The sequence below is a fragment of the Shewanella xiamenensis genome (assembly GCF_024971755.1).
Taxonomy (GTDB): Bacteria; Pseudomonadota; Gammaproteobacteria; order Enterobacterales; family Shewanellaceae; genus Shewanella; species Shewanella xiamenensis.
In genome coordinates, this window is sequence record NZ_CP079718.1 from 3,095,895 (window position 1) to 3,122,316 (window position 26,422).

The following is a 26,422-nucleotide window of genomic DNA, read 5'->3' on the forward strand; positions in this document are numbered from 1 at the left end:
GCATCCCCCTGCAAGAGTTAAATAGCACACTCTGGCGTGCGTTTTCGTAAAAGAGTAACCTTTCCTCAACGTCAACCTCATCCCAAATTAAGTTTGATTACATTTTAGTGTCAGCTAAATAGCCCCAAACCTACTGAGTTCGAGTAAACTCACGCCCCAACGAATACAGTCGCCCGCGGCGATCGCGTTTTACACCATACAAGAATCACAACACTGGGTGGTTATATGTTTTTATCCCGTCGTACCCTCATTAGCAGTGCCCTGTTGCTACTGCTGCCATTAGTACAATATGCCAATGCAACCAATAGCTTACCTAATAGTAATGTTGCTAGCGTCTCCTCCAGCCAATTGCATACTGCCACCGATGAACTGACCTTTGCCAATTACCAACAAGTAAGTATTCGCCACATTGAACTCGCATTAAATGTGGATTTTGAGCTGCAACAACTTTCGGGCAACGCCATTCTCGAGCTAGATTGGCATAAAGCAGGCAAGATGGTGGTGTTAGATACCCGTGACCTGACGATTAACAGTGTCAGCATGTTAAATGCAAACGGCCAATGGCAATCCGTGCCCTTTAGTTTAGGTGCAGCCGATAAGGTCAAAGGCGCAGCGCTCACCATCAATCTGCCTCAAGAGCGAGTCGCTAAGATCAAAGTTAATTACCATACATCCAAGAATCCATCAGGCATTCAATGGCTGACTCCAGAGCAAACCCAAGGTAAGCAATGGCCATTTATGTTTAGCCAGAGCCAAGCCATCCATGCCAGGAGCTGGATCCCGCTGCAAGATACGCCCGCAGTGCGCCAAACCTACAGCGCCACAGTCACAGCCAAGCAAGGCATTAGCGTCGTGATGAGTGCCGACCGAGAGAGCGTGTCTGCAACTCAAACCCAATTCACTATGCCGCAGGCGATTCCAGCTTACTTGATTGCCATTGCTGCGGGACACCTGCAATTTGCCGCCTTAGACGACACCTCAGGCATTTGGGCCGAGCCAGAAATGCTTGCCAAGGCCAGCAAAGAATTTGCCGATACGCCGGAGATGATCGCCATCGCCGCCAAACGCTACGGCGATTACCGCTGGGGTCGATACGATCTGTTGATCCTCCCGCCCAGCTTCCCCTTCGGCGGGATGGAAAATCCGCGATTATCCTTTATTACTCCCACAGTCATCGCGGGAGATAAAAGCTTAGTGAGTTTAATTGCCCACGAGCTGGCCCATTCTTGGTCGGGCAATTTAGTCACTAACGCCACCTGGCGCGATCTCTGGCTCAACGAAGGTTTTACCACCTATGTGGAAAACCGCATTATGGAAGATCTCTATGGCCGCGACCGTGCATTGATGGAGCAAACCATTAGTTACTCAGAGCTGCTGGCAGAATTAGCCGAGTTACCCGCAGGCGACACCGTACTGCATATTGACTTAGGTGAGCGCGATCCCGACGATGCCTTTAGCGGCGTGCCCTATGTCAAAGGACAATTATTCCTGCGTTTCCTTGAGCAAAAGTTCGGCCGTGAACGCTTCGATAACTTTGTCAAAAGTTACTTTGATCACTTTGCGTTTCAAAGCATTACCACGGAGCAGTTCCGCAATTACCTCACGCAGCAGTTATTGCAAAAATATCCCAATATCGTCAGTGAGTCCGAAGTGGATACTTGGGTGGAGGGACAGGGGCTACCTAGCTTTTTAGTGCCCCCCAACTCACACGCCTTCGATGATATCGATGCCCAGCGCCAAGCATGGCTGGATGGTAAAGCAAAGGCCAATGCACTCAACACCCAAAGCTGGACTGTGCATCAATGGCTGCGATTCATTAACGAAATGCCACGGTTAAACCTGACACCAGTACAACTTTTGGAGCTCGATAACGCCTTTCATTTTACTGGCACAGGCAACAACGAAATTGCCTTTGCTTGGTATTCCCTCGCTCTCGATAACGGGTACTACAGCGTGTTACCCGCATTAAAACAGCACTTAACTGAGATCGGCAGGCGCAGGCTGATTGTGCCCTTGTACCAAAAACTGGCGAGCAGCGAGCACTATGACTGGGCTAAAGCCATCTATCTTGCGGCGCGCAGCGGCTACCATCCACAGACTCAAGCCAGTTTAGATATGATGTTTAGCGATACCCCGATTGAACACGAGCATTAACCGCAAGTGAAGATTGATCTGGAGTGTGAAAACTAAGAATTAAGTCAATTCATCGCAGTAAGCGCGGTAAAGAGCGGTTTGAGGTGAATTTACCGTCACGAAATGAGGTTAAAGCAGAATTCAAATAATAACCCAACAAAAAAGCCCAAACTTAGGTTTGGGCTTTGCTTTATCATCGGCAGGTGATTGTATCGCAGCACTTAAAATGCGCTAGCAGCGCTATCAAACATCACATTCTGACCGATTAGTGGTGATGACCACCGACACCATGAGCATGACCGTGGGCGATTTCTTCATCGGTCGCATCTCGGGCGCCAACCACTTCGATATCGAAGGTTAAGTCACGGCCCGCTAATGGATGGTTAACATCCACGGTCGCCATAAATTTACCGACTTTCACGATTGTCACTTGGCGTTGACCGTGGTCAGTATGAACGACCGCCGTCATACCTGGCTTCCACACGCTAGCGCCTAACAGGTGCTTTACCGATACACGTTGCTGCGCCGCTTCACCTTCAATACGTTGACCATAGGTTTCAGCGCATGGCAGCGTCACTGTGAACTTTTCACCGACCGCTTTACCATTAATCGCATTCTCAACACCAGGCATCATGTTGTCATGACCGTGTAAATAAGCGATAGGCTCGCGACCTTCGTTCGTCTCGATCACTTCGCCTTTTTCGTCGCGCAGGGTGTAATTAAACTGCACAACCATATCGTCTTTAATGTTCATCGAATATCCTTTGACTTGCTTCGATTTCAAATGTCGGCCGAGCTTAACAAAACTGGCCTTTGCACTCCACTGTTTTATCCCTGCAAAACCACTGCGCCAATGGAGCGCAGTGGTTGCTTCAAGCATTGTCTGCGGGCGATGACCTATAACGAGGCGTCTATCAGAGTGAAATACCTAGGGCAGTAAAGACTTCAGGACTTGGGAAACCATCGGCAATCATATTATTACTGCGCTGGAATGCTTGGATCCCCGCAGTCGAATTGCGGCCTAACACACCATCAGGTTTACCAACATCAAAGCCGGATTCATTCAGTTTGGTTTGTAACTGTTTGATTTGCTCGCGGCTCAAACGTGGCTGCTCGGGCGGCGCGACTTTTAATGGTTCGCCGCCATTAATTCTATCAGCCAAATGGCCCACGGTAATGGCGTAAAACTCCGAGCGATTCCAACGCATAATCACATTGAAGTTTTCATAGCCTAAAAACGCAGGTCCAGTGTGACCTGAAGGCAAATATAGCGCGGCCTTCATATCAATAGCGGGCAAAGACAATCCATTCGTTTGCCGCACAGATTGCGAAGCCCATTGTGACAGAGGCTGCGCCTCTTTAGCCCCAAGATGTTGGTAGCTAAAATTGTTTGGCAATAATACTTCGCGGCCCCAACGCTCGTTACGCTGCCAGCCTAAGTGTTGTAGAAAGTTAGCCGCTGATGTGAGGGCATCCTCTGTGCTATTCCACAGATCCGCTTTACCGTCTCCATCGCCATCGATGGCATATTTAGCATAAGCCGAGGGCATAAATTGAGTATGCCCCATGGCGCCCGCCCAAGAGCCCACCATGGTATGCTTATCGAAGCCATATTTTTCTTTAAGCTTAAGCGCTTGCATCAGCTCAGTCGTAAAATAATCACTTCGACGAGGCTCACAGGCTAAGGTTGCAAGGGAATCTAAGACGGACATTTTGCCTTTATAAGAACCATAGTTGGTCTCTAGTCCCCAAAAAGACAGAATGTATTGTGGCTGTACGCCGTATTGCTGCGCGAGTTTATCAAGCAATACTCGGTGTTTTTTAAGTAGACGTCGACCTTCATTAACTCGCCAATCCGTTGCCCGTTTGGTGAAATAGTTCGTGAAGGTTTGACTAAATTCAGGCTGAGCTTGATCAAGCTCAATCACCTTAGGTACAAACTGTAGGCTTGCCACTGTATTGTTAATAGTCTCTTCAGATAGACCTTCACGTTGCGCGCGCGCCTGAAGGTTTGCAACACACGTCGGAAAGGCGGCCGCATGGCTGGCGATAATTTCGTTCAATTGCACGTCTTGCGCGGCTTGCGCCTGTTCGATAGCAATTTGACTATTATTGTCAGACGTAGCATTAGCGGTCGGCGCGCTAGAACAAGCACTTAAGCTAACACAAGCCGTGATGCTCGCTGCAAGATAGTACATGCCTTTTGCTTTCATCAAATCAATTACTCCTCAATTCAGTGCTAAGGTATGCCTTAGCTGAGCAAGACACGAGTTGGGATCGACTCATGCCAAGAGAGATACGATTTTTAGCCACAAAGCAGTTGCTGGCTTAATTCAAGGATAAACGAGAATGAACAACGGCTAAAAATCCACAAAGGTATTTTCTCCCCTACTGGAAATCCTCCAGATGCGCGTAATTCCGGTTAACCCGATTTACGCCTCTAGAGCGCACATCCTGACCGATAGCGCCCGTCAACACAATGCTCATCACCATAAATACACGGATAAATTCGCTTATTGCTCAGTTAAACAACAGCGAAAAAATCTTAACAAAGAATCCCTTGGTCTATCTAGCCGTTGCCGTATAATGGGTGAGTTAATAGCAACTTCAAAGAGACCTATCATGACTGAAATCAACGCGGCTTTAGCTGGCTTTATCGAAAACGTAAAAGAGCATCAAACACTGTGGGGTTTGATGGATGAAACAGGCGAAGGCTGGGTGGTTTGTGACTCAGGCGAGTTCGAAGACACTGATGTAATGCCTTTGTGGTCAAGCGAAGCACAGGCAAAATCCCACTGCACCGAAGAATGGAAAGACTACCAAGCCGTTGCGATTAGCCTTGAAGAATTCCTTGAGTACTGGGTATTCGATTTAAATGATGATGGCGTGCTCATTGGCGTTGATTGGCAAAGCGATGAAGAATGTTTAGAACTCGATCCTATCGTACTTGCCAAAAACTTAGTTGATGTTGAAGAAGCTTAATTTTCTCAGCATCATGCTTAACACATCAAGGCCAGAGGAACTCTGGCCTTGATGTTGCCTATTACTTGTATCGATATTCCCTTCGATAAGCGCCACCTTTGCTGGTTTTGTGGTGAACCTTGTAAAGATTTTTTTGAATATCATGCAACGCCGCATGCGCCCCATCCTTCCCTTGCCGTGCCTTGCTGCAGCGAATGCTTAAAACTGGCGAAACAACATCCCTTAACCTCAATTTGGGACTGCCGAATGGCGGTTAAAGATGCCTTAATGGCCCTTTACGCTAAACATTTAGCCATTGGCATTAATTGGACAGAAGCGGAACTCGCCGAGTCTGAGTTTTCCTGCAAAGTGTTTGAAGGCTTTAAAAAAAGTGCTTGGATGATGTATCAAATTGCCCGCGACAGGATCAACTTTCCCGGATGGCCCATTCTGCTTGAAGGGGTTGACCTCGAATGTCAACAAGACAGTACTCAGTTTGAGTTCGATGGCGTAAGCTATTCATCGTTGCCTGCCGCCATTCACTACTACAGCAAACAATTTTGCTTAGATTCAGCCTTTTTTGCAGCATTACTTAGGCTCGTTGGTAAACATCGATTTAGCTACGCACTCAGGCTTGCACGTATCCACATTGCCGCGGCGAAAGAAATGAAGCGCCAAGTGTTAGCCGATGTCAAAGCAGAATTAAGCGAGTAGCCACCAAACTAAAACCTTATGTTTGTAAAGGCAGCCACTCGTTTAGATGAAGTTATTTACCGAGAACTTGTTTTAACCTGTCCTGTACGACTTCAACCAGTAAATCAGGTTGGAATTTAGAAATAAAACGATCACAGCCCACCTTCTCCACCATCGCATTGTTAAAGCTACCACTCAGCGAAGTATTTAGCGTGATAAATAAGTCCGCCATAGCCTTATCATTACGAACTTCATAGGTCAGTTTGTAACCATCCATTTCAGGCATTTCGGCATCGGTGATCATCATGAGCAGTTCTTTGGCGACATTCTTACCTTCATCGCGCCATTTTTGCAGTAAATGTAACGCCTGCAACCCATCGGAGGCTTCGATAATTTCAATACCCAATTGGCCAAGCGTTTCACGCACTTGCCGCCTTGCGGTCGATGAATCGTCTACAATCAAAATTTTCCGGCCGGGCATTTTGTCTAACAAGCTCTCATCTAAAACACCTTCAGATAGGCTAATATCGTAATGGACAATTTCAGCCAGCACCTTCTCCACATCGATAATTGAAACCAATTGCGACTGGCTTTGATACTCGATTCGGGTGATTGCGGTAAGATAATTATTCCGACCCGCCGTTTTCGGCGGCGGCATAATATCACTCCACGTCATATTGATAATATGCTCGACTTTACCGACTAAAAATCCCTGCACACTGCGGTTATATTCAGTGATGATCATATTGGCATTATCATCTGGCGGCACAGGTTTGAAACCAATGGCCGAACGCAAGTCAATCACCGGAATAGACATTCCCCGAATATTAGCTACACCAGAAATATGCGGATGGCTCCCAGGCATAGCGTTAAGGTGTGGTAGTTTAACGACTTCTTTAACTTTAAAGACGTTAATCGCAAATAGCTGCATCGAATTAATGCGAAACAGCAGCAGTTCAAGCCGATTTTCACCGACGAGATTGGTGCGTTGATCTACCGTTGCCAAGACATTTGCCATAATGCGACTTCTCTACTCTGGGGAGGAAGGACTTCCCTCAGCTGCTAAGGATTAAGCTAAATTATAGCGGCAAACTCGCAATGAGAACCATGTGATATGTCGATTTTATCTAAAAATTACAATCACTCTGATGCGAAAACTGCTCATTTCTCGGGCAAGCAGTTCACAGAACAAACAATCAACCCATGCTCAATTCAATATTCAGCGATATAAAGACCTTAAGGTTTAAGCAAAAACTTTTTGAGCCAGCACCATACCGCTCAAATTAAACAGATTCCTGTCACATACAATCTTAAACCCCGCTTGGCGAAGCATATGCAATAATTGCTGATGGTCAAATCGATTCTGCTGCGGATGCTCAAACAACCGGCGACTCAGTGGATTACAAATCGCGGCACGGTAAAGATCTTCTATCACAAAATACCCGTTCGGCTTTAATACCCTGGCAACCTCAACAATCGCGGATTGCCAGTCAGGAATATGGTGGAACACCGCAAAATTAAACACGATGTCAAACTGTGCATCCTTAAAAGGTAATGCGGTTGCATCGGCAACACTAAAGTCGAGCTGTTCGAGCCCATGGGCTGAAGACCTCCAGCGGGCCTTAGCTGCACTCACCATCTCAGGGTCGAGATCCACCGCGGTAACATGCTCGGCACCAAAATGCTCACGGATCAAATGAATACCATTGCCAAAACCACAACCAATTTCGAGCGCCTGTTGAATATACACAAGCGGTTTAGGCATCATTGAGGTCAATAATGGTGCTTCAATATGGTTTTGCAACCAAAAACGCAGCGGATGCTGAACCAGCTTTTTCTCGAATGGATTTAACTTCATCATATCCCCTTAAATGAGTAGGCTGTTGCTTGAAACACTGATCAAATTCTGATGATGGTACGTAATGATAGAAACTTAAGTTCACCCGAGGCCACTATGAAATTACCTCTTTTTCCATTACCCATCTGTTTATTACCTGAGGGATATACTCAATTACGAATTTTTGAACCTCGATATAAACGTTTGGTGGCTGAATCACTTAAATCAGGCGATGGTTTTGGCCTGTGTATGACATCAGAGGAAAATAGCACGCTTTATCCTATTGGAACGCTAGTGCATATCATTGACTTTGAGACCTTACCTGATGGCATGTTAGGTGTCAGCATTGAAGGGAAACAACGATTTACTCTCGGCGACATCAATGTGGAGTCCGATGGTTTAAAGCGCGCGCAAATCAGTCTAATCGATAACTGGCCAGCAGCACAGATTCAAAAAAATGAGCGTTATCTCAGTGATATGTTGCAAAATATTCTGAAAGAGTACCCAAAGCACCTACAACAATATCAAGCGGCACAATTTGATGATATTGCATGGGTTTGCCAACGCTGGCTTGAAATTTTACCCATACGTTCAGCGGAAAAGTACACCTGCATTAATGCGCTCGACCACCAGCTCACACTGGATTTATTAAGAACCGTTATAAAATAATTTTTAGTGATCCAATTTCTAGGGCGCTGCGTATTGGTCTGCATGCTTATCGAACATTGACTGCGAAGCAGGATTTGAAGCCATGTTCGAACGGGATTGAACCTTAAATGAAGAGCTCAATAATGGAAAATTTTCAATCACATTCAGCGCAAAATCGCTATGATAGGCAGTTATCGCCCCCTATTGAAATAGCTATGGAAAACGATAACCATAATTTGATTGCCGATGAGCATAAAACGGATGCAGATCCCTTAGTGAGCGCCATCATCAAAGTTGCTAATCAACGGGACAAAGCGGCATTTGGCTATTTGTTCAGTCACTTTATGCCCAAAATTCGGGCATTTGGCCTGCAACGATTAAATCAACAAGGCCTCGCCATGGATTTAGTTCAAGAAACGATGACCATCGTTTGGACTAAATCTCATTTATACAATGCAGATAAAGGTTCTGTCGCAACGTGGGTATTTACCATTATGCGTAACCAATGCTTCGATATGCTTAGACGAGTACAGCACAATCGTGAAGATGCATTTGGCGATGATATCTGGCCACTGTATGACGTTGCGGTTAGCCAAGATAACAACCCTGACCATAAATTGACCGCCAAGTTACTCGCTCATTTAGATGCCCTGCCCCTTGCTCAACGTCAAGTAGTACAAGGCATTTATATGCAAGAACTCACCCAGCAAGAATTGGCTGATGCCTTAAAAGTCCCCATTGGCACCATTAAATCGCGACTCAGATTGGGGTTAGAAAAGCTTAAAAGCTTTTTGGAGACACAACATGATTAAACATCACCCCCATGCAGAATTACTTCAGGCCCATGCACAAGGTCAGCTCCCTTTGTCGATGTCTATCGCTGTTGCTGCGCATTGTGCCTTATGCCAAGAATGCCAAACTCAAGTAGCTAAATTGACTGAAGAAGCGGCCAAACTCGCTTTTATTTCCCCCAGTGATAATGCGGTTCAATACAACACGTCAAATGAGATTGATGCCGTCGATAATGATCCCTGGCAACAAATGTTATCGAACATTATGGCGCTTCCCGAAAGCACTATGCATGAACCCTACATAGAATCTTCAGTGAGTGTTAACTATAAAAATATCCGCTACGAACTGCCTAGGGTGTTTCGGCAGCATATTGCACAGCCATGGCAACAAATTGGTAAAGTCAGTCGGATGCGATTCGACCTAGATGAAAAAAATACTCGCGCCAGTTTATTGCATATTGAAGCGCTAGGTGAAATCCCACAGCATACCCATAAAGGGATTGAGTTGACGTTATTATTGGCGGGCGAATTTTCGGACTCATCAGGTAATTATGTTCCTGGCGACTTTATTCTCTTAGATGGTAATACACAGCATTCTCCCACAACTCAAACGGGATGTTTATGTTACACAGTGTTGGACGCACCGCTCTATTTCACTAAAGGATTAAGCAAATTATTAAACCCTATTGGTGAGCTGATTTACTAAAGACAGTTATGCATCGAATAGTGAAAAATAGCTAAAAACCAACCCACAAAATAGCAACAAAAGAAACAATATAAAAACATTACTCGCTGAGCAAAAATTACACTTGCCAGCGGGTAATTTACTGTTATACTGCACCGCGTTTTGAGAAGTATCTTGTTGTTACCCTTTTTATATCAGTTTGACTTGTATCAAACTTGATCCTCACAAAGAAAGCCTACTACAAGTAAGTCCTGCAAAAATAATGAGTTAATAATTTTCAACATTAACTCAAAAAAATGAACTCTTTAATTCGGCCAATGTCATAGTACTGTCACTTGACTATGTTTAACTGGTTTAATTGGGATATTCCATTGACACAATCGCTGATTTGCATTAGTTATCAATACAGCATCTCTTGATTAATCATGGTGGAATGGGTAACCTCAAGACTCATTAGTATCATCTTTCGCAATTATGCTAAGGATATTTTATCGTTATTACTTGCTCACCTAAGGGTGAATTTAATTAAAAGGAGTGTGGCCTATGTCATACAAAATTAACGGACATGAAATCACAGTGAACTTCCCTGTAGATTCAATTTCAGTCAACAAAACTTCAATTGCTTTTACCGATAGACAAGGTAAAAACAGACAGACGTTTTCAAAACGTACCGAAGCCTTAAACTTTATGAAATGGCTTTTGTCGTCAAATAAATAAGTCTGAATTAAGTACTCATCGAGTACACATAATGGCATGTTGGTTTATTCGGTCCCATTTTCCTCGCCATACCGAAATCAACTCGCCTTTATCGATAGCCAAATATCACGATTTGCTATCCCTTCACGTCGATATGACGAACTCGTTTGGTTCAGCCAGTATCTAGCTCACATGGATACACGCTGAACCAAATGTGTATTAATCTAGATCAATTCTATCAATTTTCGCTTCTGCTAATATGTTCACACTTTCTGACTGTGAAGTATTTTTATGTCAAAACCGAATACCAAAACCGCTATGCAACAGCTTATCGCGCAAATCCAGCAAACAATTCCGCTGAATTTAGATGAAGCACAAATGTGCCAAGGCGAATGTTTAGGTTGTTCGAAAAAAATGCTTGAAATGCTCGATGCAGAAATCAGCTATTGGCAATATTCCGATGCGGTACCCAGCCTAAAAGATTTAAAAAACCTCGAAAACATTGGCCGTCGCACCTATAAAATTCTTAAACGAAACCAGCTAGTCTCTTAGCCTTTTGTTCTCACCGTTTTATTATGTGACTAGCGCATTTAGCAATAACAGCCGTCATGACAGCCAGTATGATTTAAGTTGACTGGCAAGCGTATTCACATAAAAACCGCATTGCCAGCCTAATTTCTATCTCATTGTAGAAATGGGATTTACATCGTTAACAACGAGACGCTGCCAATCTTGCGCGAATATCTGCCAAAGAATATTCAGTTAATAATTCACCATCGGCAAATACGGGGACAAATTCGCAATGGTTAACATCTTGCCAGCTTGCTTGATCTTTAAGATAAAATTGACCTTGCGCATCTTTAAATACCGCCACTAATCCCTTAGCGGATTTTTTAGTACCATCATCGGTTTTAGGATCTTTAAATATTTCTCTGTCTTTGCCATCCACTTTCGCAAAGGTTGCTTTCACCGCGTACCCGTCAGTATCTCGGGTCACGTGTTGATAGGTAAAACTGCCAATTCCAAACACAATATTGGTTGATGCAAAACCTTTAGCCTTCAAACCGGCGCAAATGGCTTCAGCCCGTTCAATGGTGATTGAATCGCCATAAATCAGTCCGACATGGCTATCGAGTAATTTGTAACCTTTGGCAGTTGTGCTGCCCCCAAAGACATCCCACAAACACTCGATAGCGCCTTTATACTCAGGACTCCCCACAGCTGCTTGTGGATCGCCACAAATGATCTTCACCGGACAACCCGTATCAGGCCTAAACACCACTTTGCCCTCACGGGCAAGAATGCGGTCTTTTAAGGCAACTGTGAACTCTGTCATCACCTGCCAAAAATCCCAAGAATCAGAAACGATACTGACAATGCCGCTAGGATAAATATCTTCAATCAAACGGCGGAACGTCTCTAACTCATTCTCCATGCCACCTGCACACATCACACTGTGCTCCGTTGCGGCCACACTGCCGCCAACGAGTTCCTTATCACTGTCTGCAAGATAATATTGTTCAAGAAAATCAATCGCGGGAATGGTATCTGTACCCGTAAAACTGAGTAGATGGGCGGCGCCGCTCATTACCGCAGCCTCTGCACCATACATGCCGCGGAAACTAAAATCATGGCCCTGCCAATCAACAAATGCGATGTCACCATCGGTTTCTAGCGCGTAAGTCTCAAATATTTTGCGGTATTGCAGCGCAGTAGTGGCGCTAGTACACATACCCCACACATTGGCAGAAAGAATGGTTTCGAGATAATTAGTCAACCAAAAGAACCGCTCATCGGTATTGTACAAAACCAAGCAAGGCACTTTTAAGGGATATGCTGAACCTTCCGGCAATGCCATGATTTTAATGGGTAAATAGCCTAAATCATGTAACGCCTCAATATGCTGAGTACCGACATTATTTGGCCCAAGATAGTTATTAATGCGGCGGGAGAATTGGCGGATCACTTGCTCTTTGGGCTGTTGAAAGAAATCACGGTTCCAACTGTCAATTAAGTAATGCTTGATAAAATATTGCAGACCAAAAAATACCATCTGCTCAGTATAACCACGACGGGATTTACGGGCGGTCAAGTTACTAAAAATCACTTGAGTATTATCAGGATATTGACGACGGTGGTCGACTTTGTAGCCATCAATGGCGGTAACGGGATTCAAGTACATCATATTTTCCTTAATGATTCATAAAACGCAAAACAGCATGGCAATCACAGAACTCGCTCGAAATATGTGTAGGGACACCTAAACTATCGGTACAAAATAATCTGTCTATGCCCGCCTCGCGCAGAGCCGATTCGCTGGCTTTATCTTCATAATGTGACACAATCAAAATGACGCTTTGGGCCCCCTTTTGCTTTAACTTGATGGCAAGTTCGATAAAGGTTCTGCCACCAGCACAAATGTCATCAACGATTAAGCAGGTTTTACCTGATAAATCATCACAGAACACTTCGGTAGCGATAATATGGCCATTGACCACATCACGATGTTTATCGGCCCTGATCACCGGCATTCCCTGTAACGCCTTAGCTAAGCCGAATACTTTCTTATTCGCCCCCGCATCAGGCGAAACTAACACTAGATCACCGGTCAATTGAGCTGCAATCGCGGCGACAAAGCTGTGGTTGTCAATAACTTGCACTCGGTCTAATAATGCCGCGGTGACATCGCTGTGCGGGTCAAAAATACTGACTGAAGCATATTGCTGCTGATTAATCAGGCTGGCATAGACTTTTACCGATAAGGCCTCGCCCACATTACAGACTCTATCTTGGCGGGCGCCTGGCATATAAGGCAGTAACAGATCGATCTGCTCTGCACCGCTGCGGCGTAATGCATCAGTTAACAATAAGAGTTGCATGATGGATTGATCGCCACGATAACCGAAAAAGAGTGTGACGCGTTTCGCTGGAGGAACCCGCAGTTGAACATGATTCTCCCCCGCACCAAATTGAAATAAACGGTAATTAGCCTCATCGCTAGTGGCGGGAAGCTGATAAAAATCAGCTTGCTGATGTGGTGAGTTAACTGTGCCTTGATGCATTTGAATACCTAGAGACATATTCACCTCCTGTCTGTGCAAGATCGCTGTGATATACAGCAATCTTGTTGTCTGCAAGACAATAGTGTCTTATAGACACTATTATGTAAAGTTGATTTTTAGACTATTTTTTATCGGATAATGCTAAGGAATATACCTAAATTGCATATAATGTCTTTAAGACACTATATGCAATTTAGCTTTGATAATGGGGAAATAGATATCGAAAAGCAAAGAATGGACGTATTACGACTACATCGACGGCTACATAAACCCTGATAACTCAAGCTAACTGTATGTACCGTATAATCTGTCACTATTATTGCTATGGGCAACCACTTTAAGCGGCAAACACTTTGACTAACATTCTAGATTTCTTAAGAATCGATACGATGCCGTATCCGACTTCAAACGGTATAAATTGGCTGGACGGCCACGTTCAGTACGTTTTAAGCCCGTATCAATCAATAAATCGGCCTGCTCAACCCGTCGACGGAACGATTTCCCTTGGATAGGCTTACCCAGTAAGACTTCATGCACATGTTGCAGCTCTGGCAAGGTAAAAGGTTCAGACAGCGCAAAGCCTGGCACTAAAGAATATAAGGCTTTCTGAGTTAAACGTTCCCGCGCTTGCTCAATTAATTGCAGATGATCAAACGCCAAGGACATCTGTAACACATCCTCTAATGGCCACCACTTAACATCACTCACTGAATCAATCTGGGTTTCGCAGGCTTGATAACTCATCAACGCGGTATAACACACGGTCACCGACCAGCCTCTCACATCGCGGTGACTATTACCGACAGTGCAAAGCTGCTCAATATAAGGTGGCACTACCGCCGTTTTTTCCTGCAATTTGCGTAACGCCGCTTCCTCTAGGGATTGATCGGAATGTTCATCGATAAATCCTCCGGGTAATCCCCAAAAACCTAAAAAGGGATGATTTGAGCGTTGTACTAAGAGTACTTTAAGTTGCTGATCATGATAGGTAAATAATACGGCATCAACCGTCAGTAGCTGAGCCTTAAAAGCTTTAGGATCGTAATTGGCGAGATATTCCGCTTCAGTCATGAGTATTTTCCATCGTTTGACGTCGTAAGCTTAACTTAGAGATTACGTCGCTTCAAACATATTATGTCTTAGCGTCACTAAGTAAATCATCTGCTCTATAGGGTCGTACGACTTTTACCAAATTTACGCAAATAACGTGGCAACATGGTTTCATTTCCAAGCAAACCACCTTGATGGATATACATCACAGGGCTTGTGCCCCACTGCGGTAAATATTTTTCTAACACTATAAAACCTAAGGGATCGTAGAGTAATTCAAATTGAATACCTGAGGCGCAAATCCGCTGCCACATGGCATAAAACTCAGGATAGAGTTTACCAAAGTGGTATTTCTTCCCCACATTCAAAATCTGTGGATGCTCAGCAGCGTTAGGATTTAACTCATAAAACTGCTGCGCTAAATACTCATCGCCGCCCACCACTGCGCAGGTAAGCACTCGAATGTGACTTTGCTTACGCACAAAATATTGGTTTAAAAATAATGCAGTGGTTCCCGTTCCTGCGGGTAAAAACACTTTCAGTTCAGTCAGTCCCTGTTGCATTGCCCACGTTTCAATTTCAACGGCTAACAGACTGACACCATACTCCGCATACTGACAGCGCCCGCCTTCCGGAATAAATAAAGCGTCAGGCTCAGCAGCCAAAACTTCATGCTCAATATAGTCATGGCAAGTCCACTTAGACTCACGCTGAAGAAAAGGATTAGCTGCTATCAGGCTTGATAAATCAATAACCTGTGTACCATTGGCGATAGCTGCGGCATAGTTCCCTGTCGGTAAAGTCAGTACGTGGCTAGCAATATGGTCCACATAAAAATCACACTGCCAGCCTTTGAGTTTGGCGAGCGCCGACAGCGAATACAGTGAATTAGCCTGCGCGGAGCCATGACCAATCACCTTAGTCACACCAGCAAAATCATGGTCTAGAAAATAGGCAAACTTACGCGCCTTATTACCACTAAAAGCAGGATGTAATAAATCATCTCTTTTAAGAAAGATCTCTCTGCCTGCAAAAGAAAATGATTCGACGGGACTATTAGCTAGCATTTATTTACTCAAGGGGAGATAAGGTGTTTAGTGTAACGCGGGCTTGGCTAAATTCTTCCTAAGAATTAAGGAAATTCACGAAATATTAGCTTAACTCACAATCCGTAGAGGTATAAACTATAATATACCATTGATTATTAATGAAAAAACTTTTGGCATAATTCTCGCTTATGACATTTAAGCATCAATTAATAATTTCGAGTGTGGATGTTGTTTCTGTCGCACAGATTTTGGATTCGATAAGGAGTTTTCAATGTCATTACTACGGTTAATTTTCAATATTGCTTGGTTTGTCCTTGGTGGATTTGTGATGGGCCTAGCCTGGTGGCTTGCGGGGATTTTGTGTTTTATCAGTATTATCGGTATTCCCTTTGGTCGCGCCTGCTTTGTGATTGGTGAATTGACCTTCTGGCCCTTTGGACAAGAACAAATGAATCGCCGTCATTTAACTGGCCGTGAAGATTTAGGAACAGGCGCCTTTGGCATGGTGGGCAATATCATTTGGTTCTTACTGTTTGGGATTTGGTTGGCTATTGGTCATTTGGCCCATGCTCTTGCCTGCTTTGTGACGATTATCGGTATCCCTTTCGGGATCCAACATCTTAAGCTGGCGCTGTTAAGCCTAATGCCGATTGGGCAAACCATAGTAGCGAAAGCGTAATAACCACAGTAGCGAAAGCGTAATAACCATGATCGTCAAGGTGTAAGGCATATTACTCAGCACTACTCAGCATAGGTGGGTAGTGCTGATGCATAGTTCGGCAGCGATTGCACTAATTCTGCTTCGTAATAATCCCTTTATTCATTGAGTAAATCAGCGCTATCAGCAAACTGCTCACCCGCATCCTGCTCCGGTGAGCAGATGATTTCAAAGAGATAATGCGCCAGTTTAGCTGACGCATCTATGGTGATGTCATGACCATCATAGGCCAACACAACTAAGTCGACCTTAAAATATTGTGCCAATGCCCTGCTGGTTTGGATCTTGACTAACCCATCGCGATCACCCGACAAAATACTTACTGGCACACACAAACATGCTGAGCAGTGATAATGAAATGCCGCCCACAACTGATTACTCGCGGTGTTAGACAAAATGATGACAAAACTTGTCATCTCACATCTTTGGTTAGGTGCAAAATAGCATTACTGACTTAAGGCTTCTTGCTGAAATAACAAATCGCCCATAATGCTATCAATATCGAGCTTCGCTAAACCTTGATCAAAAATATCCCGCCAACGCCGTCCCTCTTCTGTATTACGAAACGCGACATAAAGTTGTTTATTGGCAATCAGTTGTCGATTGACCTGTAACTTATCTGCGAGCGGCTGAAGGTGGGGTTGTTTAAGTAGATAATGCAGCACATTAATATCAATCACAGCGCCGTCAATACGACCAGCCGCCACCTTTTTGATATTTTGCTCATCGGATGTTGCCGCTTCGACAGGTTGACTCCCTGAAGCAATCATTACATCCAACGAGTCGGTATTCACATAATCCTGCACAATACCTAAAGTATAACGATTCAAATCGGCTAAATGATGCCAACTAATGGGACGGGATTTTTGCTCAACAATACCTAATGGGCCAATACCAATCGGTTTAGAAAAAATAAACTTATCGGTTTCAAAATAATATTCTGGAAAATAGCCAATGTAGTCTGAGCCCGGCATAACGGCTAATTTAATCGCGCGGCTCCAAGGGTAAAAATCCACGATAAGTTTTTGTTCCATTTGCTCAAACGCCGCCTTAGCCACCGCAACACTCGCGCCTTGGTGCTGGAGTTGATAGCCGGAATACGGCGGCCAAAGTAATGACGTTAGCTTCAGCGTGTCAGCAAATGTCGTATTTGCCACGGTTAATAGGCAACTAAACATCAGTGGGCACCAGCGGATCATAATGCCTCCATCAAAGACTCATCTATTAATCGCTAAAAAAACAAATAGCTCATCGGTTTAACTCTATTCAGTATAATCAGCCATACCTATAGATACAGCGAATATTTGTTATCTGTTTAGCCTTGTAGGACCACGCTAAGACAGCAATGCTCGGAGTAGGCAGAACTATCGCCGCCAAAAACGACATCTTTACGACAAGGGGAAGACTGAAGGAAAACCTGATGGTCATGCGACAATGTTTTCCTTAAGCACAGATGGCCATATAAAAATAAACCCAAGCGTTCAAGCTTGGGTCGGTTTGAGAGTTTATGCCTTTTAGGCATTAATATCTTCGTACAGCTCTTGATACATCAGCTCACGCATTTTAAATTTTTGGATTTTACCCGTAACGGTCATCGGGTATTGGTCCACAAATTTGATATAACGTGGCACTTTAAAATAGGCGAACTTTTCGGTAAGGAAATGACGAATACCCTCCTCAGTAATCGACGCCCCTGAGCGGACTTTAATCCACGCACAGACTTCCTCACCATATTTATCACTGTGGACGCCAAACACTGCGGCATCCTGCACATCTTTGTGGGTATAGAGTTTTTCTTCAATTTCTCGGGGATAGATATTCTCGCCCCCGCGAATAATCATATCCTTAATCCGCCCCACAATTTGCACGTAACCTTGCTCATCCATTTGGCCAATATCGCCCGAATGTAACCAACCTTCACTGTCAATTGTGGCGGCGGTTTTTTCAGGATCATTCCAATAACATTGCATGATGCAATATCCTCGGCTACAGACTTCACCGGGCTGATTAATCGGCAGCACTTCGCCAAACTCATTGACAATTTTCACTTCAGTATGGGGTAACGCCCGACCAACGGTGAGAACACGCTTCTCCACTGGAGAATCGATTTCAGTAATGTGATTTAACGGACTGCACTCGGTTTGGCCATAGCCGATTAACACCTCCTGCATATACATCAACTGCTGTACCCGCCGCATAACCTCTTCAGGACAAGTCGCCCCCGCCATCACGCCCGTACGCAACGAACTGAGATCAAAACGTTTAAATTCAGGATGTTCTAACTCGGCAATAAACATTGTAGGGACACCATGTAGTGCGGTGCAGCGCTCACGCTCAATCACTTCTAAGGTCGTGAGAGGATCGAAAGAATCTCCCGGAAATATGGCCGCAGCGCCCTTAGCCAAGCAAACGAGATTACCTAGCACCATACCAAAACAATGGTACAAAGGTACGGGGATACAGAGCTTATCATCGCAGGTAAACCTCATCGCCTCGGCCACTAAATAACCGTTATTCAAGATGTTATGGTGCGATAAGGTCGCCCCCTTTGGGCTACCCGTTGTGCCAGAGGTAAATTGGATATTAATCGCATCATAGGGGCTGAGTTCATTGGCAATACGCGCAAGCATTGCTTTATCATCTTCGCTCACCTCGACTAATAAATCATCGAAGTTCAACATGCCGGGAGACTTTTCAGCTCCCATGCGGATCACAAATTGCAACTCTGGTAATGCCTTAGCCTGCAATTGACCCGCAGCGCACTGCTTAAGTTCAGGCGCCAGCTGGTAGATCATCTGCAAGTAGTTGCTGGACTTGAATTTATCAGCGCAGATCACCGCGCGACAACCCACATTAGTCAAGGCATATTGTAATTCTTCAGGGCGATAAGCGGGGTTAATACACACCATGATGGCGCCAATTTTGGCAGTAGCAAATTGGGTTAAACACCACTCAATATTATTGGGTGACCAAATACCGACGCGGTCCCCTGGACCTATGCCTAATTTGAGTAAACCTGTTGCAAGCGCGTCGATTTGTGCAAGATATTGACGGTAATTCCAGCGAATATTTTGATGGTTAACGACAACGGCTAACTGTTCGGGATAGGTGTTAGCAATATCGTTAAGGTATTGTCCTATGGTTTTTTCAACAAGTTTTGGGGCGTTAGCTCCGCGAAACTCACTATATTTAAGTGGACTAGTAGGTTGATTTGTTGCTTGAGTCTTTGAAGCAGACATTAAGGCCTCCGTGCTTTTTATTATGGTTAGCGTGGTCCAAACTAACCAATCCACGGAACATGTCACAAGTAAAAAAATCCAGTATTAGACTAAAGAGTAAGGTCATCCCCTTTCCCTAAAGCCCGATTAACGGCTCATAAATACATCCTGGTTATTGGATGTTGATGCCTCTAGACACTGCAGACGCTCCATAATCGCCAGTAGCACTCCTTGGCGGCGCATATTCTCTAACACCCCTGGGCTAAAAACCTCTAAACGTGTCATTGCGGTCAATAATAGGCGGCATTGGGCCACACTGGCATCACGGATATAAGCGGGCTTATCCACCAAGTAACTGTTATTATACCAATAATCCCAAGTAAAATTAGCAAGTAACCAGCCCTGAGCGGTTAAATCGCTAATAAATTCCAACATGCGATCACGGTGTAAACTCGCATCACCTGCGGTGAAGTCCTTAAGATATTTAGTGTATAAACCACAGTCTGTCATCATTGTTGAAGCTTCCATAGCACACCTCACTGATTTCAACATTACTTTTGTTATAAGTCAGGGATTGAAAAACTCGCTTGGGTTTAACCTAAACTCGTCAACTTTGCTTGTATTGAGTTGTGATATTGCATTGCTGCAATTGCAGCATCAGTCATACCAGACTCGATAGTGATGACAGGGTAAGCGGTGTTAACTGAACACTGACTTAACGGTTCAAAACACGCAGCCATCAATACAGTTAACTGGGAGGTCAGTAAGAACTAAGATAAACTCAAGGAATTAACGCGATAAGACTGTTATTTCAGTAAAAGGACACAAAATGAATTACTGGCTTATGAAATCGGAACCCGACGAATTTAGTATCGAAGATCTTAAAGCAAGGCCTAATCAAACCGAAGCTTGGTTTGGGATCCGTAACTACCAAGCACGTAACTTTATGCGCGATGCCATGCAAGTTGGCGATCAGGTCTTCTTCTATCATTCAAGCTGCAAAGTACCCGGTATTGTCGGCATTGCCGAAGTCGTCACGAACGCCTACCCGGATAGTACGGCCTTTGATCCAGAATCAAAGTATTTTGATCCTAAGTCAGATCCTAGCAACCCAAGATGGCTAAGGGTCGATATTCGCTTTGTGGAACAATTCAAAGAAATCATTCCTCTCAGCTTAATTAAAAGCTTGCCGCAGTTAGCTGATATGTACCTAGTATCGAAAGGCTCACGGCTAAGTATTCAACCCGTTACCGACGAGCAATGGCAAGCCGTACTGATGCTCAGATGTTAATGGCATATATTCAGCTAAAGTTCATTTAAGCTAAGCTAGATTGGCCCTAACAATGCAATACCCAAGGAAGTGAGTATGAATAAATTAACTGCACCACTGATTGGTGGGGTCGTGCTCAGTTTACTAGCCCCGTCGGTCACTTTGGCGAAACCTGAACATGACAAGAGAGATACTGGCTTACCTCCTGGCCTACAGAAGAAAGTAGATAAGGGTCAGCCTCTCCCTCCAGGATGGCAGAAAAAACTGCACCGTGGTGATATCTTAGATTACGATATTTATGACCGCGGACGTATTGTTGTGCCCTTAGATAGAGAGGGAAGGATCAGTATCCAAGTCGAGGGTGCAATTATTAAATTGGATGAAAAGAGTCGCAAGATCCTCGATATCGTCAATATCATTACTGATTAGTGCAGATCATTCGTTGGCACGCTCAACTATTTTGAGAGTGCCAACATTTTAGCCAATGCTTTTATCTCACCTTAAGTTGATTCCGATGACTACATCGATATCGGCACATTAATAACAAGTGTTACATCTAAGCAACATGCTGATATTTATCATATCTTTACGCTCTGCTGTTTGGTCGAAAATCGGTAGGATGTTAGACTCTGCAACTATGAAGCTGCGCATAAATATAAGATGAAACGGCTGCCGTGGCGTGCAATAACTGAAGCCGTATCGATGCTAAGCATCTTAAAACCTTCGCGTACAACACAGCTTCAACTCAATAAAACAAGCATCAAAAAAGCCATTGTGTCACCAACCTAATAGGATGATGCGCTTGAAGCATAAGCCGAATTGCATGCATTCCATCCACATAATGATCGCAAACTAACGCTGGATTTTGAATATGGAACAAACTTCACTTCAACGGGTTAAGCAAGCGATTGTTGCAGGTTTTTGGGCATCGCTGGCCAGTATTGTCGTGGGTTTTCTATTTAAACTTTGGTTAGCACAATGGGTAGTCAAAGCTGATCTTGCACTCTATCACACTGTTATCGATATCATTTCGTTATCGCTGATCCTGATGACAGGGTTTCGCTCTTCTATGGTAGTAACCTACTCTCAAACCAAGCAAGATGTGGATATCACTAATATATTCCGCTACAGCTTAATCGCAATGGTACTGCTCGCATGGGGCGTTGTGTTGCCTTATATCAAACACAAACTCCAGCTTAATGTAGAATATTTTCAATTGGTTGGCATTATTTTGAGTATGGGGCTCAAGGTCTATTTTACCAATCAAATTGCCATGTACAGGCTATATGCTATCTCCAATCGAGTCACTTGGTTAGAGCCTCTCGCGCAAGTCACCAGCTTTTTATTCTGTTTTTATGGGTTACAACAAACTGCCATTGCATCACTCTTTTACAGTATGACACTGTCATCACTCATCGTTGCCTTCTATATGTACTTCAAACGGCGCAAGGATATCGCCACTCCGCCCTTAACTGCAGTGCATTTTGATCCGGGGTTGCGCAGTTTTATGAAGAAAAGTCTGACCGCCTCGATGGAAGCGGGTGCCAGTATCTTGATGATTTACATTACAGTACTACTGACTATTGCTTATTTCAGCATAGACGAATTGGGTGATTTCCAAGTGGTAGTGCGGCCGATGATCACATACCTTACCCTACTTTTTGTCTTCCCCATTTACCGTTTTGTACTACCCGAAGTCGCAGTGTGCGTGCGAGAAAAACGCTTTGAAGAGGTTCAGCAAATCAAATCATGGCTGACAAAGGTTTCGTTGTGGGTCAGCGGAATATTTTTCGTGATGATGTTATTCGCAAGTAAGCCATTGGTGGCTTGGTTATTTCCTGAGCAATACCTTAAAGCCGCTCCGGTATTAATGCATTTCTCCATGTTCTTTATCTTTATGATGCTTAATGGCTATCAGTTAGCCAATCTCAAAGCCCATGGCTATTTTACCCAAAGCCTACTCATACGCCTTAGTGGTATCGTCGTACTGATTGGTACTTTCTACGCTTATCGATTGTATACAGAAAATGTTGTGGCGGTGATTTTGGCCTTAGGCACAGGTTATTTAATGATGTATTTGATATCAAGACAGGTTGAAAAGCGCATTCAGCAAGGTCTTAAACACAACTAAAACCCGCTTAAGTAAACCAAAAACGACAATAAAAAGGCATCCCATAAGCTAGTTTGGGATGCCTGACCAATAGAAAGCGCGATTACTCGAGTGTTCAGTTTATGTCGATTTGACCGATATCTTAACGGCCATCAAGCATACGGCCAAGCCCACCGAGGACTGAACCTTCGCCGCGGTCGCTACCACCTGCTGATGGTGCATGAGCAATAATACGATCCGCCATCCGTGAGAACGGCAGACTCTGTAACCACACAGTACCATGGCCCTTTAAGGTCGCTAAAAATAGCCCTTCACCGCCAAAAACCATCGATTTTAACGAGCCTGCGCGCTCGATATCGTAATCAATCCCCGGGGTAAAACCGACCAAACAACCTGTGTCGACACGCAAGGTTTCACCTTTTAGTTCTTTCTTAACTAAAGTGCCTCCCGCATGGATAAACGCCATGCCATCGCCTTGTAAACTCTGCAGAATAAACCCTTCACCGCCAAAAAAGCCTGTACCTAAACGGCGATTAAACTTCATGCTAACGCGAGTTCCAAGGGCTGCAGCGAGAAAACTGTCTTTCTGGCAAATCAGCTCGCCACCATATTGGGCGAGATCTATCGCCAAAATCGTACCGGGATAAGGCGCTGCAAAGGCGACTTTGCGTTTTTGATGCCCGAGGTTAGTAAAGTGCGTCATAAAGATGCTCTCACCCGTCAGCACACGTTTACCGGCCCCCATCAACTTGCCAAAAAAGCCTGACTCCGGCTCGGAGCCATCACCCATTTTGGCCTCAAAGCTGATGTCCTGCTCCAAATAATTCATAGCACCAGCTTCAGCGATCACAGTCTCATTAGGGTCGAGCTCCACTTCAACCAACTGCATACTGTGGCCGATAATTTCATAGTCCACTTCATGGCAACGTCTAGACATACAATTCCCCTTTACTCTGTCAGTCCTTATTGATTTGATAAGTCGTAAAACATAGTTCGATTTAGGACTTACTCTATGACATAAAATGTCAAAATGCGATTATTTTTATCTCAATTTTGCAGCAGAAAGTTGTTTCAAAACATGACAAGTAGCAGCGGATTAACCTAAACCCACCCCATTAAACTGCTCTGCCTTAGCAAATTCCTCTAGGATCAATTCAGTAAACAGCTTACCCGCACGGCCCAGGGGGCGCTCAAGGGTCGACACTAATTGGGGGATAAAGGTATAACGACTGCCACCGACAAAGTCGACCTCCACCAACTCACCGCTCAAAAGTTCCGCTTGCACTAAAAAGTCTGGCAGCCAGCCAAAGCCGAGTCCTTTTAATAACGCATTCTTTTTCATAATAAAACCAGAAAGATAAAACACTTTATCGCCACCGAATTGCAGCTCATCTCGATAGGTTTTATTGGGGGAGGAATCTTCGATGGTCAGCTCAACATGCTGCTGTAACTCAGGCAGACTGATTTTTTTTAATAGTGCCAGCGGATGTGAAGCACTCGTCACCAGCACGCTAGTAATCGCTGGCAGCGGCTGTGGGTGATAATAGGGGCCGGTGCGGTAGTCTTTAACCAACATCAGATCCGCATTATCACGTTCGAATCTATGCTGCACACCGCCGAGAAACTCCATGTTGAGCTGAATTTTCGTCGGGATTTGATGCTCAGCCATTCGTTTAAGCGCAGTCATAATCGGCTCCATCGGCAAGGCGCCATCGATCACTAACTCCAGTTTTGGTTCCCAACCTTCACTAAAACGACTGGCAAGATGTTCAATATTGGCAAGGTGTTGTAACAGTCTTTGCCCCTCGGCCAAGATCACCCGCCCTTCACTCGTCAGCTCGGCGCGGTATTGGTCACGGCTAAAAAGTTGCACACCTAAATGTTCCTCTAGCTTTTTAACCTGATAGCTCACCGCCGATTGCGCCTTATGCAAACGCTCGGCAGCCTTAGCAAAACTGCCCTCTTCCACTAACACTTGCAGGACATTAAAAGCATCAATATCGATGCGCATGGGGACTCCTTGGCGCGAATATAAATGTCACGCAAACGCTACGAAGCGTAAAGTAGTTAATACCATCTATTTTTTAGATTGAGACGACAGATTTATTATTCTTTTTTTTGTTCATCTAAGCAACTAAATTGATAAGAAGATCACAGTAATGCAACTTGCAACATAACAATAAGCCCTGTAGAGCCCCGCTCACGGCGCATAAAACCTCAAGGATCCACCATGCCATTTTATGTGAAACAAGGCCAAGTCCCCCATAAGCGCCATATCGCATTTGAGAAGGAAAACGGCGAGCTATATCGTGAAGAGCTGTTTTCAACCCATGGTTTTTCCAATATTTATTCCAATAAATATCATCACAATATGCCAACGAAGGCGCTAGAAGTCGCTCCTTACCACCTCGGTCACGGTGCCCAATGGGAAGATTCTTTAGTTCAAAACTATAAATTGGACTCTCGCACGGCCGATCGTGAAGGCAACTTCTTCAGTGCCCGCAATAAAATCTTCTATAACAATGATGTGGCACTTTACACCGCAAAAGTCACCCAAGACACCGCGGAGTTTTACCGCAATGCCTACGCCGATGAAGTGGTGTTTGTGCACGAAGGTGAAGGCACGCTCTACAGTGAATATGGCACCCTAGAGATTAAAAAATGGGACTACTTAGTGATCCCACGCGGCACCACACATCAGCTCAAATTTAACGATTACAGCAATGTGCGCTTATTTGTAATTGAAGCCTTTTCAATGGTGGAAGTGCCAAAGCATTTCCGTAATGAATATGGTCAATTACTCGAGTCAGCACCCTATTGTGAACGCGATCTACGCACGCCCGTATTGCAAGATGCCGTAGTTGAGCGCGGCGCCTTCCCGCTGGTATGTAAATTTGGTGATAAGTACCAACTGACCACCTTAGAGTGGCATCCCTTTGACCTTGTGGGTTGGGACGGCTGTGTTTACCCCTGGGCATTTAACATCACAGAATACGCGCCTAAAGTTGGCAAAATTCACTTGCCGCCGTCAGATCACTTAGTGTTTACCGCCCACAACTTTGTGGTATGTAACTTTGTGCCGCGCCCCTATGACTTCCATGAGCGCGCCATTCCCGCGCCTTACTACCACAACAATATCGATAGTGACGAAGTACTGTACTACGTCGATGGCGACTTTATGAGCCGCACTGGGATTGAAGCAGGCTACATTACCCTACACCAAAAAGGCGTAGCGCACGGCCCGCAGCCCGGCCGCACCGAAGCCTCTATTGGCAAAAAAGAAACCTATGAATATGCAGTGATGGTGGACACCTTCGCCCCACTGAAATTAACCGAACATGTGCAAAATTGCATGAGTAAAGACTACAACCGCTCCTGGCTAGAAAACTAAATCTGCTCGGCAGAACTAGTGAAAGGTTTATTAACTAAGCAACTAGCCGTAAGTCACCACCGTAAACAAGGCAAAAAGAGTGACTGCGTGTTGAATTAATCAAGAGGAAC

General features: G+C 44.6%; 27 protein-coding genes. 13 read left to right on the forward strand and 14 right to left on the reverse strand.

Annotated features, from left to right (window positions below; genetic code table 11):
• Positions 1–225: 225 nt before the first annotated feature.
• The gene (locus KXJ80_RS14835; RefSeq protein ID WP_218738427.1) at positions 226–2,154 is read left to right on the forward strand and encodes a M1 family metallopeptidase; all 1,929 of its coding nucleotides are present in this window, start codon (positions 226–228) and stop codon (positions 2,152–2,154) included.
• A gap of 244 nt (positions 2,155–2,398) precedes the next feature.
• Here KXJ80_RS14835 and KXJ80_RS14840 read toward each other — a convergent pair whose 3' ends face one another.
• Together KXJ80_RS14840 and KXJ80_RS14845 are read right to left on the reverse strand one after the other, a co-directional pair.
• A complete protein-coding gene (locus KXJ80_RS14840; protein ID WP_037417724.1) occupies positions 2,399–2,887 on the reverse strand; it encodes an FKBP-type peptidyl-prolyl cis-trans isomerase in 489 nt (162 codons plus the stop codon).
• Between the two features lie 160 nt (positions 2,888–3,047).
• Positions 3,048–4,331: a lytic murein transglycosylase gene (locus tag KXJ80_RS14845; protein ID WP_218738630.1), complete on the reverse strand. Its 1,284-nt coding sequence runs from the start codon at positions 4,329–4,331 to the stop codon at positions 3,048–3,050.
• 424 nt (positions 4,332–4,755) lie between these two features.
• Here KXJ80_RS14845 and KXJ80_RS14850 point away from each other — a divergent pair, with 424 nt between their 5' ends.
• Both KXJ80_RS14850 and KXJ80_RS14855 read left to right on the forward strand, forming a co-directional pair.
• Positions 4,756–5,115, forward strand: coding sequence for a DUF2750 domain-containing protein (locus KXJ80_RS14850; RefSeq protein ID WP_037425300.1), 360 nt, complete (start codon positions 4,756–4,758; stop codon positions 5,113–5,115).
• A gap of 51 nt (positions 5,116–5,166) precedes the next feature.
• On the forward strand, positions 5,167–5,808 hold the full coding sequence (locus KXJ80_RS14855; protein ID WP_218738426.1) for a hypothetical protein: 642 nt from the start codon (positions 5,167–5,169) through the stop codon (positions 5,806–5,808).
• Between the two features lie 52 nt (positions 5,809–5,860).
• Here KXJ80_RS14855 and KXJ80_RS14860 read toward each other — a convergent pair whose 3' ends face one another.
• On the reverse strand, positions 5,861–6,805 hold the full coding sequence (locus KXJ80_RS14860; protein WP_218738425.1) for a chemotaxis protein CheV: 945 nt from the start codon (positions 6,803–6,805) through the stop codon (positions 5,861–5,863).
• A 225-nt stretch (positions 6,806–7,030) separates the two neighbouring features.
• Positions 7,031–7,645: a class I SAM-dependent methyltransferase gene (locus tag KXJ80_RS14865; protein WP_218738424.1), complete on the reverse strand. Its 615-nt coding sequence runs from the start codon at positions 7,643–7,645 to the stop codon at positions 7,031–7,033.
• Between the two features lie 96 nt (positions 7,646–7,741).
• Between KXJ80_RS14865 and KXJ80_RS14870 the strand changes: the two genes are divergently transcribed.
• The 5 genes from KXJ80_RS14870 (at position 7,742) to KXJ80_RS14890 (ending at position 10,996) form a co-directional block, all read left to right on the forward strand.
• Positions 7,742–8,293 (forward strand): LON peptidase substrate-binding domain-containing protein, encoded by a 552-nt coding sequence (locus KXJ80_RS14870; RefSeq protein ID WP_037417721.1) that lies wholly within the window; start codon positions 7,742–7,744, stop codon positions 8,291–8,293.
• Between the two features lie 122 nt (positions 8,294–8,415).
• Complete coding sequence (locus KXJ80_RS14875; protein WP_169547731.1) at positions 8,416–9,084, forward strand: sigma-70 family RNA polymerase sigma factor; 669 nt, start codon at positions 8,416–8,418, stop codon at positions 9,082–9,084.
• Complete coding sequence (locus tag KXJ80_RS14880; protein WP_218738423.1) at positions 9,077–9,769, forward strand: ChrR family anti-sigma-E factor; 693 nt, start codon at positions 9,077–9,079, stop codon at positions 9,767–9,769. Before KXJ80_RS14875 ends, KXJ80_RS14880 begins: the two co-directional genes overlap by 8 nt.
• A gap of 522 nt (positions 9,770–10,291) precedes the next feature.
• On the forward strand, positions 10,292–10,465 hold the full coding sequence (locus KXJ80_RS14885) for a hypothetical protein (protein ID WP_011072074.1): 174 nt from the start codon (positions 10,292–10,294) through the stop codon (positions 10,463–10,465).
• 270 nt (positions 10,466–10,735) lie between these two features.
• Entirely contained in the window at positions 10,736–10,996 is a 261-nt protein-coding gene (locus tag KXJ80_RS14890) for a hypothetical protein (RefSeq protein ID WP_037417676.1), read from the forward strand.
• A gap of 157 nt (positions 10,997–11,153) precedes the next feature.
• Here KXJ80_RS14890 and KXJ80_RS14895 read toward each other — a convergent pair whose 3' ends face one another.
• The 4 genes from KXJ80_RS14895 to KXJ80_RS14910 all read right to left on the reverse strand — a co-directional run bounded on the left by KXJ80_RS14895 (position 11,154) and on the right by KXJ80_RS14910 (position 15,623).
• The gene (locus KXJ80_RS14895) at positions 11,154–12,629 is read right to left on the reverse strand and encodes a nicotinate phosphoribosyltransferase (RefSeq protein WP_259474459.1); all 1,476 of its coding nucleotides are present in this window, start codon (positions 12,627–12,629) and stop codon (positions 11,154–11,156) included.
• A 7-nt stretch (positions 12,630–12,636) separates the two neighbouring features.
• Complete coding sequence (prs, locus tag KXJ80_RS14900) at positions 12,637–13,524, reverse strand: ribose-phosphate diphosphokinase (RefSeq protein ID WP_218738421.1); 888 nt, start codon at positions 13,522–13,524, stop codon at positions 12,637–12,639.
• Between the two features lie 339 nt (positions 13,525–13,863).
• On the reverse strand, positions 13,864–14,577 hold the full coding sequence (locus tag KXJ80_RS14905; RefSeq protein WP_218738420.1) for an NrtR DNA-binding winged helix domain-containing protein: 714 nt from the start codon (positions 14,575–14,577) through the stop codon (positions 13,864–13,866).
• Between the two features lie 95 nt (positions 14,578–14,672).
• Positions 14,673–15,623: a 1-aminocyclopropane-1-carboxylate deaminase/D-cysteine desulfhydrase gene (locus KXJ80_RS14910; protein WP_218738419.1), complete on the reverse strand. Its 951-nt coding sequence runs from the start codon at positions 15,621–15,623 to the stop codon at positions 14,673–14,675.
• Between the two features lie 253 nt (positions 15,624–15,876).
• Between KXJ80_RS14910 and KXJ80_RS14915 the strand changes: the two genes are divergently transcribed.
• Complete coding sequence (locus KXJ80_RS14915) at positions 15,877–16,284, forward strand: YccF domain-containing protein (RefSeq protein ID WP_218738418.1); 408 nt, start codon at positions 15,877–15,879, stop codon at positions 16,282–16,284.
• A 137-nt stretch (positions 16,285–16,421) separates the two neighbouring features.
• Here the strand turns inward: KXJ80_RS14915 and KXJ80_RS14920 are convergent, their stop codons facing one another.
• The 4 genes from KXJ80_RS14920 to KXJ80_RS14935 all read right to left on the reverse strand — a co-directional run bounded on the left by KXJ80_RS14920 (position 16,422) and on the right by KXJ80_RS14935 (position 20,069).
• Positions 16,422–16,739 (reverse strand): alpha/beta fold hydrolase, encoded by a 318-nt coding sequence (locus tag KXJ80_RS14920; RefSeq protein WP_256931092.1) that lies wholly within the window; start codon positions 16,737–16,739, stop codon positions 16,422–16,424.
• Positions 16,740–16,769: 30 nt separating this feature from the next.
• Positions 16,770–17,522, reverse strand: a complete 753-nt coding sequence (locus KXJ80_RS14925) for a substrate-binding periplasmic protein (RefSeq protein WP_218738417.1) — start codon at positions 17,520–17,522, stop codon at positions 16,770–16,772.
• A gap of 315 nt (positions 17,523–17,837) precedes the next feature.
• Positions 17,838–19,562: an AMP-binding protein gene (locus tag KXJ80_RS14930; RefSeq protein WP_218738416.1), complete on the reverse strand. Its 1,725-nt coding sequence runs from the start codon at positions 19,560–19,562 to the stop codon at positions 17,838–17,840.
• A 126-nt stretch (positions 19,563–19,688) separates the two neighbouring features.
• Complete coding sequence (locus tag KXJ80_RS14935; RefSeq protein WP_055647550.1) at positions 19,689–20,069, reverse strand: DUF6508 domain-containing protein; 381 nt, start codon at positions 20,067–20,069, stop codon at positions 19,689–19,691.
• A 301-nt stretch (positions 20,070–20,370) separates the two neighbouring features.
• Between KXJ80_RS14935 and KXJ80_RS14940 the strand changes: the two genes are divergently transcribed.
• From KXJ80_RS14940 to KXJ80_RS14950, 3 genes are all read left to right on the forward strand, one after another.
• Positions 20,371–20,832: an EVE domain-containing protein gene (locus KXJ80_RS14940; protein WP_099457939.1), complete on the forward strand. Its 462-nt coding sequence runs from the start codon at positions 20,371–20,373 to the stop codon at positions 20,830–20,832.
• A 75-nt stretch (positions 20,833–20,907) separates the two neighbouring features.
• The gene (locus KXJ80_RS14945) at positions 20,908–21,240 is read left to right on the forward strand and encodes a hypothetical protein (RefSeq protein WP_037417651.1); all 333 of its coding nucleotides are present in this window, start codon (positions 20,908–20,910) and stop codon (positions 21,238–21,240) included.
• A 442-nt stretch (positions 21,241–21,682) separates the two neighbouring features.
• Positions 21,683–22,942, forward strand: coding sequence for a lipopolysaccharide biosynthesis protein (locus KXJ80_RS14950; protein ID WP_099457938.1), 1,260 nt, complete (start codon positions 21,683–21,685; stop codon positions 22,940–22,942).
• A gap of 121 nt (positions 22,943–23,063) precedes the next feature.
• Here KXJ80_RS14950 and KXJ80_RS14955 read toward each other — a convergent pair whose 3' ends face one another.
• Both KXJ80_RS14955 and KXJ80_RS14960 read right to left on the reverse strand, forming a co-directional pair.
• On the reverse strand, positions 23,064–23,858 hold the full coding sequence (locus tag KXJ80_RS14955; protein WP_023265690.1) for a TIGR00266 family protein: 795 nt from the start codon (positions 23,856–23,858) through the stop codon (positions 23,064–23,066).
• Between the two features lie 159 nt (positions 23,859–24,017).
• Positions 24,018–24,932, reverse strand: coding sequence for a LysR family transcriptional regulator (locus KXJ80_RS14960; protein ID WP_218738415.1), 915 nt, complete (start codon positions 24,930–24,932; stop codon positions 24,018–24,020).
• Positions 24,933–25,151: 219 nt separating this feature from the next.
• On the opposite strand from KXJ80_RS14960, the gene KXJ80_RS14965 reads away from it, so the two are divergent.
• Positions 25,152–26,312 (forward strand): homogentisate 1,2-dioxygenase, encoded by a 1,161-nt coding sequence (locus KXJ80_RS14965; RefSeq protein ID WP_218738414.1) that lies wholly within the window; start codon positions 25,152–25,154, stop codon positions 26,310–26,312.
• The last annotated feature ends 110 nt before the right edge of the window (positions 26,313–26,422 follow it).

Coding starts and splice junctions, on each gene's coding strand:
- KXJ80_RS14910 (WP_218738419.1), bottom strand. CDS start 15,623: ATGCTAGCTAATAGTCCCGTCGAATCATTTTCTTTTGCAGGCAGAGAG.
- KXJ80_RS14955 (WP_023265690.1), bottom strand. CDS start 23,858: ATGTCTAGACGTTGCCATGAAGTGGACTATGAAATTATCGGCCACAGT.
- KXJ80_RS14835 (WP_218738427.1), top strand. CDS start 226: ATGTTTTTATCCCGTCGTACCCTCATTAGCAGTGCCCTGTTGCTACTG.
- KXJ80_RS14930 (WP_218738416.1), bottom strand. CDS start 19,562: ATGTCTGCTTCAAAGACTCAAGCAACAAATCAACCTACTAGTCCACTT.
- KXJ80_RS14945 (WP_037417651.1), top strand. CDS start 20,908: ATGAATAAATTAACTGCACCACTGATTGGTGGGGTCGTGCTCAGTTTA.
- KXJ80_RS14890 (WP_037417676.1), top strand. CDS start 10,736: ATGTCAAAACCGAATACCAAAACCGCTATGCAACAGCTTATCGCGCAA.
- KXJ80_RS14845 (WP_218738630.1), bottom strand. CDS start 4,331: ATGTACTATCTTGCAGCGAGCATCACGGCTTGTGTTAGCTTAAGTGCT.
- KXJ80_RS14855 (WP_218738426.1), top strand. CDS start 5,167: ATGTTGCCTATTACTTGTATCGATATTCCCTTCGATAAGCGCCACCTT.
- KXJ80_RS14915 (WP_218738418.1), top strand. CDS start 15,877: ATGTCATTACTACGGTTAATTTTCAATATTGCTTGGTTTGTCCTTGGT.
- KXJ80_RS14905 (WP_218738420.1), bottom strand. CDS start 14,577: ATGACTGAAGCGGAATATCTCGCCAATTACGATCCTAAAGCTTTTAAG.
- KXJ80_RS14965 (WP_218738414.1), top strand. CDS start 25,152: ATGCCATTTTATGTGAAACAAGGCCAAGTCCCCCATAAGCGCCATATC.
- KXJ80_RS14885 (WP_011072074.1), top strand. CDS start 10,292: ATGTCATACAAAATTAACGGACATGAAATCACAGTGAACTTCCCTGTA.
- KXJ80_RS14935 (WP_055647550.1), bottom strand. CDS start 20,069: ATGGAAGCTTCAACAATGATGACAGACTGTGGTTTATACACTAAATAT.
- KXJ80_RS14850 (WP_037425300.1), top strand. CDS start 4,756: ATGACTGAAATCAACGCGGCTTTAGCTGGCTTTATCGAAAACGTAAAA.
- KXJ80_RS14870 (WP_037417721.1), top strand. CDS start 7,742: ATGAAATTACCTCTTTTTCCATTACCCATCTGTTTATTACCTGAGGGA.
- KXJ80_RS14925 (WP_218738417.1), bottom strand. CDS start 17,522: ATGATCCGCTGGTGCCCACTGATGTTTAGTTGCCTATTAACCGTGGCA.
- KXJ80_RS14865 (WP_218738424.1), bottom strand. CDS start 7,645: ATGAAGTTAAATCCATTCGAGAAAAAGCTGGTTCAGCATCCGCTGCGT.
- KXJ80_RS14895 (WP_259474459.1), bottom strand. CDS start 12,629: ATGATGTACTTGAATCCCGTTACCGCCATTGATGGCTACAAAGTCGAC.
- KXJ80_RS14950 (WP_099457938.1), top strand. CDS start 21,683: ATGGAACAAACTTCACTTCAACGGGTTAAGCAAGCGATTGTTGCAGGT.
- KXJ80_RS14920 (WP_256931092.1), bottom strand. CDS start 16,739: ATGACAAGTTTTGTCATCATTTTGTCTAACACCGCGAGTAATCAGTTG.
- KXJ80_RS14860 (WP_218738425.1), bottom strand. CDS start 6,805: ATGGCAAATGTCTTGGCAACGGTAGATCAACGCACCAATCTCGTCGGT.
- KXJ80_RS14840 (WP_037417724.1), bottom strand. CDS start 2,887: ATGAACATTAAAGACGATATGGTTGTGCAGTTTAATTACACCCTGCGC.
- KXJ80_RS14940 (WP_099457939.1), top strand. CDS start 20,371: ATGAATTACTGGCTTATGAAATCGGAACCCGACGAATTTAGTATCGAA.
- KXJ80_RS14960 (WP_218738415.1), bottom strand. CDS start 24,932: ATGCGCATCGATATTGATGCTTTTAATGTCCTGCAAGTGTTAGTGGAA.
- KXJ80_RS14880 (WP_218738423.1), top strand. CDS start 9,077: ATGATTAAACATCACCCCCATGCAGAATTACTTCAGGCCCATGCACAA.
- KXJ80_RS14875 (WP_169547731.1), top strand. CDS start 8,416: ATGGAAAATTTTCAATCACATTCAGCGCAAAATCGCTATGATAGGCAG.
- prs (WP_218738421.1), bottom strand. CDS start 13,524: ATGTCTCTAGGTATTCAAATGCATCAAGGCACAGTTAACTCACCACAT.